The sequence below is a fragment of the Streptomyces sp. NBC_01092 genome (assembly GCF_045039535.1).
Lineage (GTDB): Bacteria > Actinomycetota > Actinomycetes > Streptomycetales > Streptomycetaceae > Streptomyces.
The window spans coordinates 860,781-879,703 of record NZ_CP108659.1 but is presented as its reverse complement, the minus strand read 5'-3'; the positions used below and the strand labels follow the sequence as shown (position 1 = coordinate 879,703).

General features: G+C 70.8%; 17 protein-coding genes and 2 pseudogenes. 11 read left to right on the top strand and 8 right to left on the bottom strand.

Annotated features, from left to right (window positions below):
• Window positions 1-5: 5 nt before the first annotated feature.
• Window positions 6-1,087, bottom strand: a pseudogene (locus OG254_RS03725) (SulP family inorganic anion transporter).
• A gap of 204 nt (window positions 1,088-1,291) precedes the next feature.
• Here OG254_RS03725 and OG254_RS03720 point away from each other — a divergent pair.
• The 4 genes from OG254_RS03720 to OG254_RS03705 all read left to right on the top strand — a co-directional run bounded on the left by OG254_RS03720 (window position 1,292) and on the right by OG254_RS03705 (window position 4,841).
• Entirely contained in the window at window positions 1,292-1,900 is a 609-nt protein-coding gene (locus OG254_RS03720) for a hypothetical protein (RefSeq protein WP_405577179.1), read from the top strand.
• Between the two features lie 109 nt (window positions 1,901-2,009).
• On the top strand, window positions 2,010-2,915 hold the full coding sequence (locus tag OG254_RS03715) for a universal stress protein (RefSeq protein ID WP_405577177.1): 906 nt from the start codon (window positions 2,010-2,012) through the stop codon (window positions 2,913-2,915).
• A 25-nt stretch (window positions 2,916-2,940) separates the two neighbouring features.
• The gene (locus OG254_RS03710) at window positions 2,941-3,963 is read left to right on the top strand and encodes a zinc-dependent alcohol dehydrogenase (RefSeq protein ID WP_405577175.1); all 1,023 of its coding nucleotides are present in this window, start codon (window positions 2,941-2,943) and stop codon (window positions 3,961-3,963) included.
• Between the two features lie 5 nt (window positions 3,964-3,968).
• Complete coding sequence (locus OG254_RS03705) at window positions 3,969-4,841, top strand: universal stress protein (protein WP_405577173.1); 873 nt, start codon at window positions 3,969-3,971, stop codon at window positions 4,839-4,841.
• Between the two features lie 128 nt (window positions 4,842-4,969).
• Here OG254_RS03705 and OG254_RS03700 read toward each other — a convergent pair.
• A pseudogene (locus OG254_RS03700) lies at window positions 4,970-5,230 on the bottom strand (hypothetical protein); the annotation flags it as partial.
• On the opposite strand from OG254_RS03700, the gene OG254_RS03695 reads away from it, so the two are divergent.
• From OG254_RS03695 to OG254_RS03680, 4 genes are all read left to right on the top strand, one after another.
• Window positions 5,229-7,610: a phosphoketolase gene (locus OG254_RS03695; protein WP_405577171.1), complete on the top strand. Its 2,382-nt coding sequence runs from the start codon at window positions 5,229-5,231 to the stop codon at window positions 7,608-7,610. The pseudogene OG254_RS03700 and the gene OG254_RS03695 sit on opposite strands and share 2 nt — an antisense overlap.
• Window positions 7,611-7,770: 160 nt before the next feature.
• Window positions 7,771-10,467 carry a GNAT family N-acetyltransferase gene (locus OG254_RS03690; RefSeq protein WP_405577169.1) on the top strand — a complete coding sequence of 899 codons (2,697 nt, stop codon included), beginning with the start codon at window positions 7,771-7,773 and terminating at the stop codon, window positions 10,465-10,467.
• Window positions 10,468-10,479: 12 nt separating this feature from the next.
• A complete protein-coding gene (locus OG254_RS03685) occupies window positions 10,480-11,211 on the top strand; it encodes a CBS domain-containing protein (RefSeq protein ID WP_405577167.1) in 732 nt (243 codons plus the stop codon).
• Between the two features lie 24 nt (window positions 11,212-11,235).
• Window positions 11,236-11,736 carry a flavodoxin domain-containing protein gene (locus OG254_RS03680; RefSeq protein ID WP_405577165.1) on the top strand — a complete coding sequence of 167 codons (501 nt, stop codon included), beginning with the start codon at window positions 11,236-11,238 and terminating at the stop codon, window positions 11,734-11,736.
• A gap of 135 nt (window positions 11,737-11,871) precedes the next feature.
• On the opposite strand, the gene OG254_RS03675 is transcribed toward OG254_RS03680, so the two are convergent.
• From OG254_RS03675 to OG254_RS03650, 6 genes are all read right to left on the bottom strand, one after another.
• Complete coding sequence (locus OG254_RS03675) at window positions 11,872-12,534, bottom strand: arsenate reductase ArsC (protein ID WP_405577163.1); 663 nt, start codon at window positions 12,532-12,534, stop codon at window positions 11,872-11,874.
• The gene (locus OG254_RS03670) at window positions 12,527-13,222 is read right to left on the bottom strand and encodes a MarR family transcriptional regulator (protein WP_405577161.1); all 696 of its coding nucleotides are present in this window, start codon (window positions 13,220-13,222) and stop codon (window positions 12,527-12,529) included. The genes OG254_RS03675 and OG254_RS03670 overlap by 8 nt, the downstream gene beginning before the upstream one ends.
• 85 nt (window positions 13,223-13,307) lie before the next feature.
• Window positions 13,308-14,741, bottom strand: a complete 1,434-nt coding sequence (locus OG254_RS03665) for an FAD-dependent oxidoreductase (RefSeq protein ID WP_405577159.1) — start codon at window positions 14,739-14,741, stop codon at window positions 13,308-13,310.
• Window positions 14,742-14,816: 75 nt separating this feature from the next.
• Window positions 14,817-15,140 carry a thioredoxin gene (trxA, locus tag OG254_RS03660; RefSeq protein WP_405577157.1) on the bottom strand — a complete coding sequence of 108 codons (324 nt, stop codon included), beginning with the start codon at window positions 15,138-15,140 and terminating at the stop codon, window positions 14,817-14,819.
• A 17-nt stretch (window positions 15,141-15,157) separates the two neighbouring features.
• Window positions 15,158-16,153, bottom strand: a complete 996-nt coding sequence (gene trxB, locus OG254_RS03655; RefSeq protein ID WP_405577155.1) for a thioredoxin-disulfide reductase — start codon at window positions 16,151-16,153, stop codon at window positions 15,158-15,160.
• On the bottom strand, window positions 16,150-16,563 hold the full coding sequence (locus OG254_RS03650; RefSeq protein WP_405577153.1) for an arsenate reductase ArsC: 414 nt from the start codon (window positions 16,561-16,563) through the stop codon (window positions 16,150-16,152). Before OG254_RS03650 ends, trxB begins: the two co-directional genes overlap by 4 nt.
• A gap of 92 nt (window positions 16,564-16,655) precedes the next feature.
• On the opposite strand from OG254_RS03650, the gene OG254_RS03645 reads away from it, so the two are divergent.
• From OG254_RS03645 to OG254_RS03635, 3 genes are read left to right on the top strand one after another with little or no spacing between them, the layout of a single operon-like run.
• Complete coding sequence (locus tag OG254_RS03645) at window positions 16,656-16,964, top strand: metalloregulator ArsR/SmtB family transcription factor (RefSeq protein ID WP_362380153.1); 309 nt, start codon at window positions 16,656-16,658, stop codon at window positions 16,962-16,964.
• Complete coding sequence (locus tag OG254_RS03640) at window positions 16,961-17,755, top strand: aquaporin (RefSeq protein ID WP_405577150.1); 795 nt, start codon at window positions 16,961-16,963, stop codon at window positions 17,753-17,755. The genes OG254_RS03645 and OG254_RS03640 overlap by 4 nt, the downstream gene beginning before the upstream one ends.
• On the top strand, window positions 17,752-18,891 hold the full coding sequence (locus OG254_RS03635) for an ArsO family NAD(P)H-dependent flavin-containing monooxygenase (protein WP_405577148.1): 1,140 nt from the start codon (window positions 17,752-17,754) through the stop codon (window positions 18,889-18,891). Before OG254_RS03640 ends, OG254_RS03635 begins: the two co-directional genes overlap by 4 nt.
• Window positions 18,892-18,923 lie beyond the last annotated feature (32 nt).

Below are 18,923 nucleotides of genomic sequence, written 5' to 3'. Positions count from 1 at the left end.
CTCGGTCAGCGCTCCCGACACCACGTCCGGTACGCCGCCACGGCCCTCGGTAACGTCGGGTAGATCCGCCCCCTGCCCACCGAGTCCGCGAGCCCGTACGCCTCCAGATCGTCCAGGAGATCCTGTTTCACTCCCGCCAGGGCGAAGACGATCTCGCGACGGGTCAGTTCGTCGACCGCGTCCAGGGCGGTGATGTCCACCTCCACGTTCGCCTCGGTGTTGAGGACGAACCAGCGGACGGGGCCGGTCTGTTCGTCGACGGCGGCCAGGGCACGGCGGTGGAAGTCCTCGGCGATGGCGAAGAACAGCGGGGAGCCGTAGCGGTAGACGAGTAGCCCGGGGACGGCGCGCGCCTGCGGATATTCGTCCACGTCGTGCATGCCCACCACGCCGGGGACCAGTCCCTCGACGGCGTCGTGCGGCCGGGCCACCCGGCTCAGCAGCTCGGCCACGGACAGCCCGACGGCGACCAGGACGCCGTAGAGCAGATCCAGGGCGAGCACGCCGACCAGGCAGCCGACCGCCAGCAGCAGTTCCCGCCGCCGGAAGGCAGCCAGCCGGGCGAAGCCCGCGAGGTCCATCATGCGCACCGCCGCGTACACGACGAGGGCGCCAAGTACCGCAGACGGCGTGCGGGCCAGCAGCGGGCTGAGGAACAGCGGTCGGCGACGACGCCCAGGCGCAGCAGCCGAGCCGCCAGGCACAGCAGGCCGACCGTCACCGAGAGGGTGGCGGCGAGGGTGGCGTAACGGTCGGCGTCCGCGGCGGCCAGCGGGGCGACCATGGTGGCCGTCATCAGCGCGGTCGTCGACTCGGGGCCGACCGACAGCAGCCGGGACGAGCCCAACACCGCGCCGAGCGCGGGCAGGATCGCCCACAGTCCGGAGACCGGCGGCAGCCCGGCCACGCCCGCGTACGACATCACCTGCGGCACGAGATACGCGGCCACGGTCACACCGGCGAGCAGATCGCCGCGCAGCCAGGAGCGGCGGTAGCCGGTGAGGACAAAGACCCCGGGGGCCAGTCGGTGGATCACGGGCATCGGGCGGTACCAACACGAGGCGTGCCCGCCCGAGCCGTGGGACATGGGGTTCCTTTCGCCGGCTGTTTCCAGGATCCGTCGCGACCGCCCGACCGGTGGTCCGGCGTCAAGGTTCGGTGGCCCGACAGGACCCGAGGAAGGGGCCGTTCAGCCCCACGGACGCCGACTTTCGGCACCAGGCCACGGCATGCCCGCGCGACGAGAGTGGACGCCGTCAACAGCGAATCCGTCCCGAGGGGGATGAAGATCATGGCAGTTCGCGATCAACCGCACCGGCACCTGGGATTCCGTCTACCGACCTTGCGCAGGACCCGGACGGCCGAGGCGGCGGCCGACACGACCGCGACGAGCGCTTATGTCTTCGCCGGGCTGCGGCTGCTGACCGGGTTCATCTTCCTGTGGGCGTTCCTGGACAAGACCTTCGGGTTCGGTTACGCCACCCAGTCGGGCAACGGCTGGATCGACGGCGGTTCGCCCACCAAGGGCTTCCTGAGCGGCGTGGCGGCGGGTCCGATGGAGTCGACCCTCCACGACTGGGCCGGGGACGCCTGGGCGGACTGGCTGTTCATGCTCGGCCTGCTCGGCATCGGTGTGGCGCTGATCGTGGGCATCGGGCTGCGGCTGGCCGCCATCGCGGGCACGTTGATGATGGCGCTGATGTGGATCGCCGAGTGGCCGCCGGCCAAGCACCTGTCCGACGGCTCGCCGAGCATGTCGACCAACCCGTTCGCCGAGTACCACGTCGTGTACGCCGTCGTTCTGATCGCGCTCGCGGCCGTGGGGGCCGGCGCGGTCTGGGGACTCGGCAGGGCGTGGGCGCGGCTGCCGATCGTCAGCCGCAACCCCTGGCTGAGGTGAACCCAGGGGCCGTTGGGCCGGTTGGCCCCGACCGGGGACCAGCGGCCCCTGACGCAGCAACTCCTCAAGTCCGACGCTGGTAACAGATTTTCGATCAGGAGGCAGAACCATGGTCCGCACCGTTGTCGCAGGTCTCGACGGCTCGTCCGAGAGCCGGGCCGCGTCCGAGTGGGCGGCCCGCGAGGCGAAGCTGCGCGGCCTGCCGTTGAAGATCGTCCATGTCTGGGAGCCCGTCCCGGAACCCATGGCCCAGGCCCCGCTGCTCGGCGCCGAGACCCAGCAGCACTGGAGCGAGCGCATTCCGCGCGAGGCCGCCGAGGGGATCCGGTTGCGGCACCCCGGCGTAGAGGTGACCACCGAGCAGTTGGTCGGCGGATCGGCCGACACCCTGGTCAAGGCCGCCGCGGACGCGGAACTGCTGGTCCTCGGCTCGCGTGGGCTCAGCGGACTCGGCGGGTTCATGGTCGGCTCCGTCGGACTCTCCGTCGTGGCGCACCTCGAGCGGCCCGTCGTCCTGGTCCGTGCCGGTGAGCACGCCGCAGACGAACACGATCCGGACCCGGCGGGCATCCCATCGGCCGTCACGCCCTACCGGCCCGTCCTCCTGGGCCTCGACGCGGCGAACCTCGATGATTCGGTGATCGAGTTCGCCTTCGAGGAGGCCGCCCGCCGCGAGACCGGCCTGCGGGCGATCCACGGCTGGAACCTGCCCCCGTACTACGTCTACGGCCTTGCCGCCGATCTCCGGCTGCACGACGAGATCGCCCGGCAGCAGGCCGCCGTTCTGGCGGAAGCCCTGCGGCCCTGGCGTCAGAAGTACCCGAGCGTCGAGGTCACCGAGGAGACGCCGTCCGGCAGCCCCGGCGCCCGGCTGGTGGATGCCTCCCTCAAGGCTTCCTTGGTCGTCGTCGGGCGCCGCATCCGCCGCCGTCCGCTCGGCGCCCACATCGGCCCCGTCACTCATGCAGTCCTGCACCACGCCGCGGCCCCCGTCGCTGTCGTCGCCCACAACTGACCACTGTCCCTGAGGAGTTGACCCTATGAAGGCAGCGGTCGTACGAGCCTTCGGCGAGCCCCTGGTCATCGAGGACCGCCCCGATCCCGAGCCCGGACCCGGTCAGGTCCGCGTCCGGGTCGAGGCCTCCGGGCTGTGCCACACCGACATCCACGCCGCCCACGGCGACTGGCCCGTCAAGCCCAGCCCGCCGTTCGTGCCCGGCCACGAGGGGGTCGGCCTCGTCGAGAAGCTCGGCGACGGTGTGACCCACCTCAGCGTCGGTCAGCGGGTCGCCGTGCCGTGGCTCGGGAAGGCCTGCGGGCGGTGCGAGCATTGTCTGTCCGGCTGGGAGACACTGTGCGAGCAGCAGATCAACACCGGCTACGGCTGCGACGGCGGTTACGCCGAGAAGATGCTGGCCTGGGCAGACTTCGCCCAGCCGGTGCCGAAGGGCGTCACCGCCGTCGACGCCGCCCCGCTGACCTGCGCCGGCGTCACCACGTACAAGGCGCTCAAGGTCGCCGATGTGAAGCCCACGCAGCTCGTCGCGATCTCCGGCGTCGGCGGGCTCGGTCACCTGGCCGTGCAGTACGCCAAGATCGCCGGGGCCACCGTCGCGGCCATCGACGTCACCGACGAGAAGCTCGAACTCGCCGCGGAACTCGGCGCCGATCTGACCATCGACGCCCGCAAGCACGACGTCGGCGAGGTCCTCAAGCGGTACGGAGGCGCCCATGCGGCCATCGCCCTCGCCGTGAACGAGGACGCGTTCGCCGCCGTCAACTCCGGGTTGCGGCGCGGCGGCAAGCTCGTGATGGTCGCCCTCCCGGCGCACGGCACCATCCAGGTCCCGATCTTCGACACCGTCCTGAACGGCACCTCGGTGATCGGCTCCATCGTCGGCACCCGGCAGGACCTCACCGAGGTCTTCCAGCTCCACGCTTCCGGACGCACCCGGGTCATCTGCGAGACCCGTCCGCTGGCCTCCGTCAACCAGTCCATCGAGGACGTGCTCCGCGGCCAGGTCAAGGCCCGCATCGTCTTCGACCTCGGCGCGGGGCGGTGACGGCGATGGACCTGCCTCTGGTCGTCGGAGTCGACGGCTCCGAGCCCAGCCTGCGCGCCACGGACTGGGCGTCCGACGAGGCCGTGCTGCGTGGGGTCCCACTCCATGTCGTGTACGCCTGCCTGTGGGAGCGCTACGAGGGCGCCTCACTCGCAAGGGACCTCGGCGATCCCAGCGCACAGGTGATGCCCCAGGAGGTCGTCGCGAGCGCCGCTCGGCGGGCACACGCTCGGCACCCTGAGCTGAACGTGACCTCCGACGTGGTGTTCGAGGAACCCGAGTACGCCCTGGTGCGCGAGAGTCGGAACGCCTCCGCGCTGGTCGTGGGCAACCGCGGCCGCAGCGGCATCGCCGAGGTGCTGCTCGGTTCCGTCAGCCTCACTGTGGCCGCGCACGCCCACTGCCCGGTGATCGTGCTGCGCGGCAACCACGACAACCAGGCCACGCCCCCGGTCCACGGACGTGTCGTGGTGGGCGTGGGCGAGGATGCCGAGGCCTCGGCGGCCGTGCGCTTCGCCTATGAGGAGGCCCGGCGCCGCGGGGTTCCCCTGGACGCCGTACGGGCCTGGCGGTGCCCCGCGCACGAGACCACCGATCATCCCCTGCTGGCCGACGCACCGGCCCGGCTGCACGAGCAGCACGCCGTGGAGACCCTCGCCGGCGCTCTGCGGGACGCCCCGCCGGACCTGGAGCTGCACCGCCGTACCGTCGAGGGCCACGCCCGCCGCGTGCTGGTGGACGCCTCGCACGGCGCCGACCTCCTGATCGTCGGCGCCAAGCGCCGCCCCGGCCACCTCGGGCTCCAGCTCGGCCGCGTCGCCCACGCGGCACTGCACCACTCCGCCTGCCCGGTCGCCGTCGTACCGCAGCCGGTGTGAGCGCCGTGCCCGGCAAGGAACAAAGGAACGGATGGTGCTCCTCCTTGGTGCACAGGCCCATGACGTGCTCGATGTACCGGGGGGTAGTACCACTGGGTGGGCTCGCGCTCGCTCGGATTGGGCAGGGCCGCGATCTGTGCCACTCTCGGGGTGAGGTGTTCGGTGACCCGCTCGACGGTGCCTGCCCCTGCCTGCCGCGTACCCGCCCCTCGAAGATGACGATCGACGTAGGCGCCCGCCCCGCTCCCGCGCTTTCGCCGACTCCATCTGCACGCACGCAGCAGTTCCTTCTCGTACGTCTTGCGCGGCAGTTTCCTGGCCTTGTTGCCTGCCACACCGCCTCCCACCGCCCGTCGACCGCGTACTCGATGAACTACGGAGTCACCCATGCCCGAGCTCGAGCACAAGGACAGCACCGTACTGACCGACGACGAACTGCGAACCCTGGACGCCCACTGGCGGGCCGCCAACTACCTGACCGCCGGACAGATCTACCTTCTGGCCAACCCGCTGCTGCGTGAGCCGCTGCGGGCAGAGCACATCAAGCCCCGGCTGCTCGGCCACTGGGGCACCTCGCCGGGCCTGAACCTCGTGTACACCCACCTCAACCGGGTGATCAGGGCGCGCGGGCTCGACGCGCTGTGCGTGTGGGGTCCCGGGCACGGCGGCCCGTCAGTGCTCGCCAACTCCTGGCTGGAGGGGTCGTACGGCGAGACCTATCCGGACGTCGGTCGGGACGCGGCCGGCATGGGACTGCTGTTCCGGCAGTTCTCCTTCCCCGGAGGCGTGCCCAGCCACGTGGCGCCCGAGACGCCGGGATCCATCCATGAGGGCGGTGAGCTCGGCTACTCCCTCTCGCACGCGTACGGCGCCGCCTTCGACAACCCGGACCTGCTCGTCGCCTGTGTGATCGGCGACGGGGAGGCGGAGACCGGGCCACTGGCCGCCTCCTGGCACTCCAACAAGTTCCTCGACCCGGTGCACGACGGCGCCGTCCTGCCGATCCTGCACCTCAACGGCTACAAGATCGCCAACCCGGCCGTGCTGGCCCGTCTGCCCGAGCAGGAACTCGACGCTCTGCTGCGCGGCTACGGTCACGAACCCATCCACGTCACCGGCGACGACCCGGCCGCCGTCCACCGAGCCATGGCCCGCGCCCTCGACGACGCGCTCGATCGCATCGCGCTGCTCCAGCGCACCGCCCGTGAAGAGGGCGTCGGCGAGCGGGCCCACTGGCCCGTGATCGTGCTGCGCACGCCGAAGGGCTGGACCGGCCCCGCCGAGGTCGACGGTCTGCCGGTGGAGGGAACCTGGCGGGCCCACCAGGTCCCGCTGGCCGGAGTCCGCGAAAACCCCGAGCACTTGCGGCAGTTGGAGGCATGGCTGCGCTCGTACCGTCCCGAGGAGCTGTTCGACGCCGACGGCCGGCCCGTCGCCGATGTCCTCGACTGTGTCCCCGACGGTTCCCGCCGCCTGGGCGCCACCGCGTACGCCAACGGCGGGCTCCTCGTCCGCGATCTGCCCATCGGCTCCCTGGACTCCTTCGCCGTACCGGTCGACAAGCCCGGCACGACCCTGCACGAACCGACCCGGGTCCTCGGAGACCTGCTGCGACAGGTCATGCAGGACACCCGCACGCGCCGGGACTTCCGGGTCGTCGGCCCTGACGAGACCGCGTCCAACCGGCTCCAGGCGCTCTACGACGCCAGCGGCAAGGCGTGGCAGGCGGAAACCCTGCCCGTCGACGAACACCTCGACCGGCACGGCCGCGTGCTGGAGATCCTCTCCGAACACACCTGTCAGGGCTGGCTGGAGGGCTATCTCCTCACCGGACGGCACGGACTGTTCTCCTGCTACGAGGCCTTCGTCCACATCGTCGACTCCATGGTCAACCAGCACATCAAGTGGCTCAGGACGTCGAGGCGGTTGCCCTGGCGGGCCCCCATCGCCTCCCTCAACTACCTGCTGACCTCGCACGTCTGGCGGCAGGACCACAACGGCTTCTCCCACCAGGACCCCGGCTTCGTCGACCACGTCCTCAACAAGAGCCCCGAAGTCGTCCGGGTCTATCTTCCGCCCGACGCCAACACCCTGCTGTCCGTCGCCGACCACGCCCTGCGCAGCCGCGACTACGTCAATGTGATCGTCGCCGGCAAACAGCCCTGCTTCGACTGGCTGTCCATGGACGCCGCCCGCGCCCACTGCGCGCGCGGCGCCGGCATCTGGGACTGGGCCGGCACGGAGAACGGCGGCGAACCGGACGTGGTGCTCACCTGCGCCGGGGACGTGCCCACGCAGGAGGTCCTGGCCGCAGCCCAACTGCTCCGCCGCCATCTGCCCGAACTCGCCGTCCGCGTGGTCAACGTCGTCGACATGACCCGGCTCATGCCGCGCGAGGAACACCCGCACGGCATGACCGACTTCGAGTACGACGGCTTGTTCACCGCCGACAAGCCGGTGATCTTCGCCTACCACGGCTACCCGTGGCTGATCCACCGCCTCGCCTACCGCCGCACCGGCCACAAGAACCTGCACGTGCGCGGCTACAAGGAGTCCGGCACCACGACCACACCCTTCGACATGGTCGTCCGCAACGACCTCGACCGTTTCCGCCTGGTCATGGACGTCATCGACCGCGTCCCGGGCCTCGCCGTGCGCGCCGCCGCCGTACGCCAGGAGATGGCCGACGCCCGCACCCGCCACCACGCCTGGATCCGCGAGCACGGCACGGACCTGCCGGAGATCGCCGACTGGACCTGGAACGTCTGACCAGGCCCTCGCCGGGTGGGCCCGGAGCACCTGACAACGGCCCTCCTTTGAGGGCCGACCGGCCCACCCGCACCGCCCGGACAGCCCATGGGGCCGCCGCTCCGTTCGTTGGACCCTCAAAGTGCCGGGGAAACACCGAGGAACACCGAGGGGAACCGCGATGACGGACGACACGCTCAGCCGGCCCACGGTCCACGCCCTGCTCGCGGACGGCACCACTGTGTGCATCCGTCCCGTGCGGCGGGACGACCACGACCAGGTGCAGGGGCTGTACGAGGAGATGTCCCCGGAGACCCTGCGGCTGCGGTTCTTCGCCGCGAGCCGCCGCTCAGCCGAGATGGCCGCCGAGCGGGCCTGCGCCGAGCAGCACCCCGGATACCGGTCGCTGCTGGCCGAGACGGGCGGCCGGGTGATCGGCCTCGCCGAGTACGACAGCGGCGGGACCGGGGACACCGCGGAGATCTCCATCGCAGTCGCCGACGGGCTGCACCACCGGGGCGTCGGCACCCTCCTGATCGAGCACCTCGTCTCCGCCGCCCACGCCGAAGGCATCACCGGCTTCACGGCGGACGCGCTCAGCGAGAACCACGAGGTGCTGAAGCTCTTCGCCGACCTCGGCCTGCGCACCGCCCGCCGTTTCGAGGGCCCCGAGGTGCGCTGCACCATCGCCCTCGACCAGGGCGACACCTATCTGACGGCCGTGGAGGAACGCGGCCGCGCGGCCGACGTCGCCAGCCTCGAACCATTGCTGCGGCCGCGGACGGTCGCCGTTGTCGGCGCCGGACGCAAGCCAGGCTCGGTGGGCCGGGCGATCCTGCACCAGCTCCACGCGGGCGGCTACACAGGCCGTCTGTTCGCGGTCAACCCCGCCGCGAGCTCGATCCTCGGGGTGCCGTGCCATCCGTCGGTCAGTGCCCTGCCCAGGACCCCCGACCTCGCGGTGCTCGCCGTACCGGCCGCCGCGATCCCGGCCCTCGCCGAGGAGTGCGGGAAGGCGGGCGTACGGGCAATCCTCGTGGTCACCGCCGGGCTGGACGCGGATCAGGCCCGGGCCCTGCTGGTGGCCTGCCGTTCGCACGACATGCGCCTCGTAGGTCCCAACTGCCTGGGCATCTCCAACACCGACCCGAAGCTGCGCCTGGACGCCACCTTTGCCGCCGGCCACCCGCGCCCCGGCACCGCGGGCGTCGCCGTGCAGTCCGGCGGAGTCGGCATCGCCCTGCTCGATGGCATGTCCCGCCTGGGCATCGGTGTCTCCTCCTTCGTCTCCCTCGGTGACAAGTACGACGTCAGTGGCAACGACATGCTCCAGTGGTGGGAGAGCGACGACCGTACCGACCTCGCCCTGCTGCATCTGGAGTCCTTCGGCAGCCCGCGCGCGTTCTCCCGTACGGCCCGACGGGTGACCCGCCGCATGCCGGTCCTGACAGTCGACGCGGGCCGCACCGACGCGGGCCGCCGCGCTGCCGCCTCGCACACGGCGGCGGCCGCCACCCGCACCATGACCCGCGGCGCCCTGTTCACCCAGGCCGGCATCACCGCGACCCGCTCGGTCGGCGAACTCCTCGAAGCCGCCGCCCTGATGCACTCCCAGCCCCTGCCCGCCGGACCCCGCGTCGCCATTGTCACCAACGCGGGCGGAGCCGGCGTCCTCGCGGCCGATGCCTGCGCCGAGGCCGGGCTTGAGCTTCCGGCGCCCGGCCCCGAGCTGATCGATGACGTGCTCGACGCGCTGCCCGACGGCGCCGCCGTCGGCAACCCCGTCGATGCCACCGCCGCCGTCACGGAGGAGCAGCTCAGCGACTGCGTGGACCGGATCATGCGGAACGGCGCCGTCGACGCCGTCCTCGTGGCCCTCGTCCCCACGGCGGTCGCGGCGGCGACCGGCGACGACCTGGTCCGGGCACTCACCCACGCCGTCCCGGGACGGCGCCCCAGGGCGATCGTCGTGGTACGCCTCGAACAGGGCCTGCCCGTCGAACTGCTCCCCGCCGCCGAAGGCGGCACCGTGCCCTCCTACTCCGAACCTCAGGCGGCGGCCCGGGCGTTGGCCCACGCGGCCCGCCGCGCCGCCTGGCTGGCCCGGCCCGCGGGGAGGGTCCCCGACCTCGACGGCATCGAGACGCAGCGCGCCCACGACGTCGTCAAGGCCTACTTCGACCGGCACCCCGACGGCGGCTGGCTCGACCCGCGCGACTGCGCCGAACTCCTCGGCTGCTACGGCATTCCCCAGCTGGCCTGGGCCTGGGCAGACACCGAGGACGACGCCGTCCTCGCCGCCGACCGGCTGCGCGGCGCCGACGGCCGTGTCGTGATGAAGGGGCACTGGCCGGGCCTGGTGCACAAGACCGCCCAGCACGCTGTCCACCTCGACCTCCGGGGAGACCACCAAGTCCGCGCCGCCTTCCATGACTTGGAGACACGGTTCGCCGGCCTGCTGGAGGGCGTGGTGATCCAGCCGCTCGCCGACCGCGGCACCGAGCTGTTCGCCGGCGTCGTCCAGGACCAGGTCTTCGGCCCTCTCGTCCTGTTCGGGCTCGGCGGCACCGCGACCGAGGTCCTCGCCGACCACGCCGCACGGCTCGCCCCGCTCACCGACCACGACGTCCACGACCTGATCACGGCCCCGCGCTGCGCCCCGCTCCTGCTCGGTGCGAACGGTTCCCGACCGGTCGACCTCAAGGGCCTCGAAAACCTGCTGCTGCGGCTGTCCCGCATGGCGAGTGACCTGCCGCAGCTGGCCGAGGCCGATTTCAACCCCGTTCTCGCGTCACCGGGCGCAGTCACCGTGCTCGACGCGCGCGTACGCCTGTTGCCGCGCAGGCCCCAGGATCCTTATCTGCGCCGGCTCCGCTGAGGAGGGACAATCATGAAGCACAACAAGGTCGGCTCCGTGATGACCACGGAGGTCGTCCGCGCCGAGTACGGCACCCCGTTCAAGGAAGTGGCCAGGCTGCTCGGCGACCACCGCATCAGCGGGCTGCCCGTGGTCGACGACGACGAGAAGGTCATCGGCGTCATCTCCGAGACGGACCTACTGGTCCGGCAGGCGGAGACGCCCGACCCGTACGAGCCGAAGAAGCGCTTCCGCTTCGACCGGCTGACCCGCGCCGGCCGGACGCGGGCCGCGAAGGCCCGGGCCGGCACCGCCGGCCGGCTGATGAGCGAGCCGCCCGTCACGGTCCACGCCGACGACACCATCGTCGAGGCCGCTCGGACCATGGCGCAGCACCGCATCGAACGGCTGCCCGTGCTTGACGAGGAGCACCGGCTCGTAGGCATCGTCACCCGCCGCGACTTGCTCCAGGTCTTCCTGCGGTCGGACGCGGACATCCGCGCCGAGGTCGTGGACGAGGTGCTGGTACGGGCCCTGTGGCTGCCGCCGCGCGGCATCGCCGTCTCCGTGACCGAGGGCGTGGTCACGCTCATGGGCCAGATGGAGCGCAAGAGTGAGACGCAGATCGCCGTCTCCATGACCCGTCAGATCGACGGCGTGGTCGCGGTCGTCGACAAGCTCGGCCACCGGCTGGACGACTCGCACGTCCGGCCCGACGAGCAGGCGCTGCACGGCATAGCCGACGACTGGCTGCGCAAGCTGTGAAGTGGTGAAAGGAGGCAGAGCACCATGACCACCAAGGTGCTGGTCGCCTACGGGACGACCAACGGATCGACCGCGCAGATCGCTGAGGCGGTTGCCGGGGTACTGCGCAAGGAGGGCCTCACCGCGGAGGCTCTGCCCGCCGGCTCCGTCGCACGCGTGGAGCCGTACGACGCCGTCGTGGTCGGCGGCGGGCTGTACGCCGGACGCTGGCACAAGGACGCCCGCCGGTTCCTCCGTCGGCACCGCCGGGATTTGGCAGAACGCCCGCTGTGGTTGTTCAGCAGCGGTCCGCTCGACCCCTCGGCCGCCGAGCGGGACATCCCGCCGGTGCCTGGTCTGAAGCGGGCCATGACCCGGTTCGACGTGAACGGGCACGTCACCTTCGGTGGCTGCCTGCAGGAGGGCGCCAAGGGGTGGGTCGCCCGGATGATCGTCAAGAACGGAAAGGGCGGCGACTTCCGGGACTTCGCCCAGATCGAGGACTGGGCGCGGACGGTTGCCGACGAGTTGGTCACCAAGGGCTAGCAAGCTCCGCGGGGCAGGAACGTTCCCGAAGGGTGCAGCACAATGTCCGCCCGGTTTTCGGCCGGGGCCTTCGTCTTGTCGCGGTATCAGTTGGCGTGATTGGACGTGATTGGAGCTCGGTGAACAGAGATTGGCTCAGCGCTGTGCCGGGACGCCGAGGTCGTCGAGGAGGCCGCGGACGCGGCGCTCGATTTCGTCGCGGATGGGGCGGACGTCGTCGACGTTCTTGCCCGCGGGGTCGTCCAGGGTCCAGTCGAGGTAGCGCTTGCCGGGGAAGACCGGACAAGCGTCGCCGCAGCCCATGGTGACGACGACGTCGGCGGCGCGGACGATCTCGTCGGTCCAGGGCTTGGCGAACTCGCGGGAGATGTCGATCCCGCGCTCACTCATCGCATCGATAGCTGACGCGTTGATCTCGTCTCCGGGCTCGGAGCCGCCCGACCAGGCCACGGCACCCTCACCGGCCAGGTGCTGGAAGAAGCCCATGGCCATCTGGCTGCGGCCGGCGTTGTGGACGCAGAGGAAGAGCACGATGGGCTTGCCGTCGGTGTGGTGACCTTCGACTTTCGCCAGGGCGTGCAGGCGCTGGCGGGCGAAGCGTTCAGCCAGGAGCGGGAGGAAGTTGGGGATGGTGCTGCGGCCGGCGAACTGGTCGTAGCTGGAGCTCAGGAAGCGTTCGATGGTCTCCTGGCCGAAGGCGCCGTCGAACTGGCGGAGCAGGTGGGTGGCGGCGGTGCGCAGGGCGAGTTGCTGGTCGATGCTCGTGTTGCGGTGCGGGAAGGACGCGGTCTCAGTCATCGCTGCCTCCAGGAAGGCGGACGGCGGGCGCCAGTCGGTCGACCCGGTCGGCGAGATCACTCAGGGCGTCGGCGAAGGCGTCGTCGGTGCCGGTGCGGGTGGGGTCGGGGACCGACCAGTGCAGACGGTCGGGGAGCCGGGGGCCGAGCTGTTCGTGAGCGTTGTCGCAGACGGCGACCACGAGGTCGTCCGGGCGCAGCGTCTCGTCGATGTGGGCGGTGCGAGCGGGAGCCAGGGAGAGGCCGTGTTTGCGTGCGGCCGTGACGGCGCGGGGGTGGATGCGTCGCGCGGGGTCGGTTCCCGCGGAGGCGGTCGGGACAGTGCTGTGGCGCTTCCAGAGGGCGGCGGCGAGGTGGGAGCGGGCGGAGTTGTGGGTGCAGACGAACACAACGCGGGGTGCCGTCCGCAGGGGCGTGGGCATCGTGTCGGCCAGGTCCTGCACACGTAGGTGCAGGTAGGTACGGCGTCGGTCTCCTTCGGAGCGGGACCGCTCGACCAGGCCGACCTGTTCGAGCAGCTTGAGGTGGTGGGCCAGGAGGTTGCTGGTCAGGCCCAGCTCCTGGCCGAGTTCGCTGGGTGAGGCATCGCCCAGCAGCAGCCGGTCGATAATCGCCAAGCGCGCGGGTTCCCCCAGTGCCGCGTGCCGTTGTGCTCGCGCCACCACCGATGAAGACCACTCAGCATTCATTGACTCAATTTTGGTTGAGCTAATCCAGGCTGTCAATGGTCCTGCGGGAGCCGTGGGCGTTGGACCGTGTCGGGAGGAGGGGGCCTCAGAAGACGCCCAGCATCCGGCGCTGGACGTCGAGGTGGTGCTCGTTCATCCACGCCTGGGCCGCGACCTGGACGGCGTCCCAGGGGGAGCCCAGGGGCGGGGTGTAGGAGAGGTCGAGTTCGCTGATGCCGTCGACATTCATGCCGTGGAAGAGGGCGGTGGCGTAGGTGTCCACGCGCTTGGAGATCTCTGCGCCGCGTCGTCCGACGAGCTGGGCGCCGAGCAGGAGGCCGCTTCCGGTGTCGCCGGTGACGTGGATGGAGATCGGGGTGGCGCCGGGGTAGTACGCCTTGTGGTCGTCGGGGCGGCTCGCGGTGGTCGCCGGGCTCCAGCCCCGCCCGGCGTCCACGGCTTCTTGGTCGCGCAGCCCGGTGCGGGCGGCGACGAGGTCGAAGACCTTGACCACCTGGGTGCCGAGGCTGCCGGCGAACCAGCGGTGGCCGCCGAGGGCGTTCTCGCCCGCGATCCGGCCCTGCTTGTGGGCGGTCGTGCCCAGGGGCAGCCAGGTCTTGCCGAGCAGGCGGTGGTGCGTGACGGCGCAGTCTCCGGCCGCGTACACGTCGGGCAGGGAGGTGCGCAGGTACTCGTCGACGTCGATCGCACCCTTCACACCGAGCCGGGCTCCGGCAGTGGCGGCGAGGCCGGTGTCGGGGCGTACGCCGACGACTACCAGGGCGAGGTCGGTGCCGCAGGTAAACGTCCTGCCGTCGGGTCCGGTGGCCCGGATGCGAAGGAGGTCGCCGCCAGGGTCGCGGGTGATCGCGGAGACCTGGTTGCCGGTTATGACTTCGACGCCGTGGGAGGTGAGTTCGTCGTGGACGAGGGCGCCGAGGCCAGGGTCGACGGTGGGCAGGACTTCGGGCAGGGCTTCGATCTGGGTGACGTTGAGTCCGCGGGTGGTGAGGGCCTCGGCCATCTCCAGGCCGATGTAGCCGGCGCCGATGACGACGGCTGACTTCGGGCGGCGCGCGGCGAGGGTCTGCATGATCCCGAAGGTGTCGCCCATGCTGTGCAGCATGTGGACGCCGTGCTGCGGGCCGAGTGCGTCCGGGCCGGTGAGGCCCTCGATGGGCGGCCGGACGCTGATCGCGCCGGTGCCCACGATCAGTGCGTCGTACGGCAGTTCCTCAGTGCGACCGCCGGCGTCGTGCACGGTCAGCCGTTTGCCGGTCACGTCGATTCCGGTGGCACGGGTGTCAGTGCGTACCTGCATGCCGGTGGCTTTCAGGTCCGCCAGCGTGCGGTGAGCCAGCTCGCTCCAGTGGCCGACCTCGCCGGATACGTAGTACGGGATGCCGCAGATGGAGAAGTTCGGGTAGGCGTCGGCCACAACCACGGTGACTTCGCTGTCGGGATCCAGCTCGCGGGCGCGCAGGGTCGCGCTGATGCCGGCGTCGCTGCCGCCGATGGCGACGATGCGCTTGCTGGCCACCGGGAAACCTCCGTCGAAGATCGGAGAAAGGGTGCTCGGTGGGGGCGCTGCGGGTGCACCCACCGGCGTCGCGTGTCAGGCGAGGTGGTCGGCGAGTTCGCGTTCGAGGGCGGCTTTCGGCTTGGCGCCGACGATGGTCTGCACGACCTCGCCGCCCTGGTAGAGGTGCAGCGTCGGGATGGACATCACGCCGTACCGGGCGGCGATGGCCGGGTTCTCGTCGGTGTTGAGCTTGACGATCTCGATCTTGTCGCCGTGCTCGGCGGCGATCGCCTCCAGCGAGGGGGCGAGCTGGCGGCAGGGGCCGCACCAGGCGGCCCAGAAGTCGACCAGGACCGGCTTGTCGCTGGCCAGGACGTCCTGCTCGAAGGAGTCGTCGGTGACGTTCTTGAGAGACATGGTCTTCCTCCGGGGCGTCAGAAGGCCGCTACGGCCGGTTCGCCTGCGGTGTCGGCGTCGCTCAGGGCAGCGAGGTACCGCTCGGCGTCCAGAGCCGCCGCACAGCCGGAGCCCGCCGCGGTGATCGCCTGCCGGTAGGTGTGGTCGACGACATCGCCCGCGCCGAAGACACCGGGGATGTTCGTGCGTGTGGAGGGAGAGGCGACCTTGACGTAGCCCTCGTCGTCCAGGTCCAGCTGGCCGGTGACCAGATCGGTACGCGGGTCGTGGCCGATGGCGACGAACAGCCCGGTGGAAGGGAGTTCGGAGGTCTCGCCGGTGACGGTGTCGCGCAGGGTGAGCCCGGCGAGTTTGCCGCCCTTCTCGTGGATCTCGGCGACCTCGCGGTTCCAGGCGAAGGAGATCTTCGGGTTGGCGAAGGCGCGGTCCTGCATGGTCTTGGAGGCCCGCAGTGTGTCGCGGCGGTGGACGATGGTCACGGAGCGGGCGAAGCGGGAGAGGAAGGTGGCTTCCTCCATCGCCGTGTCGCCGCCGCCGACCACCACGATGTCGTGCTCACGGAAGAAGAAGCCGTCGCAGGTCGCGCAGTACGACACGCCCCGGCCGGAGAGCGCGTCCTCGCCGGGCAGGTTCAGCTTGCGGTGCTGCGAGCCGGTCGCCACGATGACGGTCTTCGCCCGGTGGACCGTCCCCGCCGAGTCCGTGAGGGTCTTGACCGTGCCGGTGAGGCCGACCTCGACGACGTCGTCAGGGACGAGCTCGGCGCCGAAGCGCTCAGCCTGGGCCCGCATGTTCTCCATCAGCTCCGGGCCCATGATGCCGTCGCGGAAGCCGGGGAAGTTCTCCACCTCGGTCGTCTGCACCAGCGCGCCGCCGGCCGCGACCGCACCCTCGAAGACCAGCGGCTTCAACGAGGCGCGTGCGGTGTAGAGAGCGGCGGTGTACCCGGCGGGACCGGAGCCGATGACAATGACGTTGCGTATGCCCGTACTCGTGCCGGTGCTCGCGCTCATACCTGGGGCTCCGGCGCGATTTCCTTGATCAGACCCTCGACCAGCACCTTGATCTCGTCCCGGATCGGACGCACGGCGTCGACGCCCTGGCCCGCCGGGTCCTCCAGATGCCAGTCCAGGTACCGCTTGCCGGGGAAGACGGGGCAGGTGTCGCCGCAGCCCATCGTGATGCAGACGTCCGACTCCTTGACCGCGTCCACGGTGAGCATCTTCGGGACCTCGGCGGAGATGTCGATGCCGACCTCGGCCATGGCCTCGACGGCAGCTGGGTTGACGTTGGTGCCCGGGTTGGAGCCGGCGGAGCGGACCTCGACGCGGTCCCCGGCCAGGTGAGTCAGCCACGCGGCGGCCATCTGGGAACGGCCGGCGTTGTGGACACAGACGAACAGCACGGAGGGCTTGTCGGACATCGGAGGTTCTCTCTTGTCTCACGACGGCATCAGGCGCGAATGACATCAGCACCCGGTGGTGTCAGCCACCACTGATGTGACAGTATCAGCCCATGATGACGTCAGTCGACACTGATCTGATCCGGGTTCTGGCCGACCCGCTCAGGCTCCAGATCGTGACCCTGCTCGCCAAAGAGACGCTGTGCACCACTCACCTCGTGGAGGAGACCGGTGCCCGGCAGACCAACCTCTCCAACCACCTCAGAGTGCTGCGCGAGGCCGGGGTCGTCGAGACAGAGCCGTGCGGCCGGTTCACCTACTACCGGCTCAAGCCCGACGTCATCGCCCAACTCGCCGGCCAGTTCGCCGACCTGGCCGAGTCCGCTCGCACCGCCGCCGAGAACAAGAGGGCCTGCCCATGACCCCCGCCGAAGCCGCCTCGACCGCGGAGTCCGCCACAGCCACTCCCGTGTCCGAGTCTGTCGAGCCTGCCCCGGGTGCCACTCCGCCGCGCACCCCGCTGGTCGCGCGGGCCTCCGCCGAACTCATAGGCACCGCCGTGCTGGTGGCGGTCGTGGTCGGCTCCGGCATCCAGGCCACCGAACTGACAAAGGATGTCGGCGTACAGCTGCTGGCCAACTCCACGGCCACGGTCTTCGGCCTCGGCATCCTGATCCTTCTGCTCGGCCCGGTCTCCGGCGCGCACTTCAACCCGGTCGTCACACTGGCCGAGTGGTGGACCGCCCGCCGCGGCGGCCCCGGGGTCACACCACGCGAGGTGGCCGTCTATGTGCCCGCGCAGATCGTGGGCGCGATCGCGGGCGCCATCCTGGCGGATGCGATGTTCGGCGAGCCCCTCGTGAAGTGGTCCACCCACGACCGCTCGGCGGGTCACCTGCTGCTCGGTGAAGTCGTCGCGACTGCCGGCCTGATCCTGCTGATCTTCGGCCTGGCCCGCGCCAACCGCCTCCAGTTCGCTCCCGTAGCCGTCGCCTCCTACATCGGAGCCGCGTACTGGTTCACCTCGTCGACGTCGTTCGCCAACCCGGCGGTGACCATCGGCCGTGCGTTCACCGACACCTTCGCGGGCATCGCGCCCGGCTCGGTCCTGGGCTTCATCGGCATGCAAATCGTCGGCGCTGTCGTGGGACTGGCCCTGGTGGCGCTGATCTTCATGCCTGGCCGGGCCGCCTCCGAGCGCCCCGCCACATGACACAGACGACACAAGCGGTAGTAGTCGGCGGCGGCCAGGCTGGGCTCGCCGCCGGCTACCACCTGCGCCGCCTCGGCGTGGACTTCGTCATCCTCGACGCTCAGATCCAGGCGGGCGGCGCCTGGCAGCACGCATGGGACTCGCTGCACTTGTTCTCCCCAGCTGCCTACTCCTCTTTGCCCGGCCGCCTCATGCCCATACAGACCGGGGAGACGTACCCGGACGCTCGCCACGTGGTCGGCTACCTCACCGACTACGAGCGCTGCTACAACCTTCCCGTGCACCGCCCCGTACGCGTCGAGGGTGTCCACCGCGACGGCAGGCTCCTGTGCGTAGAGACCAACGCGGGCACCTGGCGTGCCGAGGCCGTTGTCAGCGCCACAGGCACTTGGTGGCGCCCCTTCGTGCCCGCCGTTCCTGGCCGCTCGGACTTCCGCGGACGGCAACTGCACACCGTCGAATACCGCAGCCCGCGCGACTTCGCCGGGCAGCGCGTCATCGTGGTTGGCGGCGGCAACTCCGGTGCCCAGATCGCCGCTGACCTGGTGTACGACACCGAGCTGACGTGGGTCACCCAACGCCCGCCCCGTTTCCTTGCCGACGACATCGACGGGCGTGCCCTGTTCGACGCGGCCACCGCCCGCCGCCGCGCGCTCGACGAGGGCCGCCCCGACACCGGGGGCGTCGCGTCCCTCGGCGACATCGTCGCTGTACCGCCCGTACGCGACGCCCGTGACGCCGGACTGCTCAAGGCATCGCCCATGTTCGTGCGCATCGAGCGCGAGGGCGTCGTCTGGGCCGACGGCACACGAACACCGGCCGACGCGGTCATCTGGTGCACTGGCTCTCGTCCGGCCCTCTCGCACCTGGCACCCATGGGGCTACGCGGCCCACGCGGTCACATCGCCACTGTGGGAACTCGGTCCGTGGAAGAACCGCGCCTTCACCTGCTCGGCTACGGCGACTGGACCGGTCCCGCCTCCGCCACCCTCATTGGTGTTGGGCGCCCCGCTCGCGAAGCAGCCCGAGAGATCAGCGCGCTTGTTTCCGCGCGGACTGGTCTCCGGCACTTCGGCTCCTCTCACGTCGCTCCATCGCTAAATGCCCTGCGTCCCGCGGTCACGCATGCCCCGTAGGACTTGCCTTGCAAGTGGAGGCATCATGACCG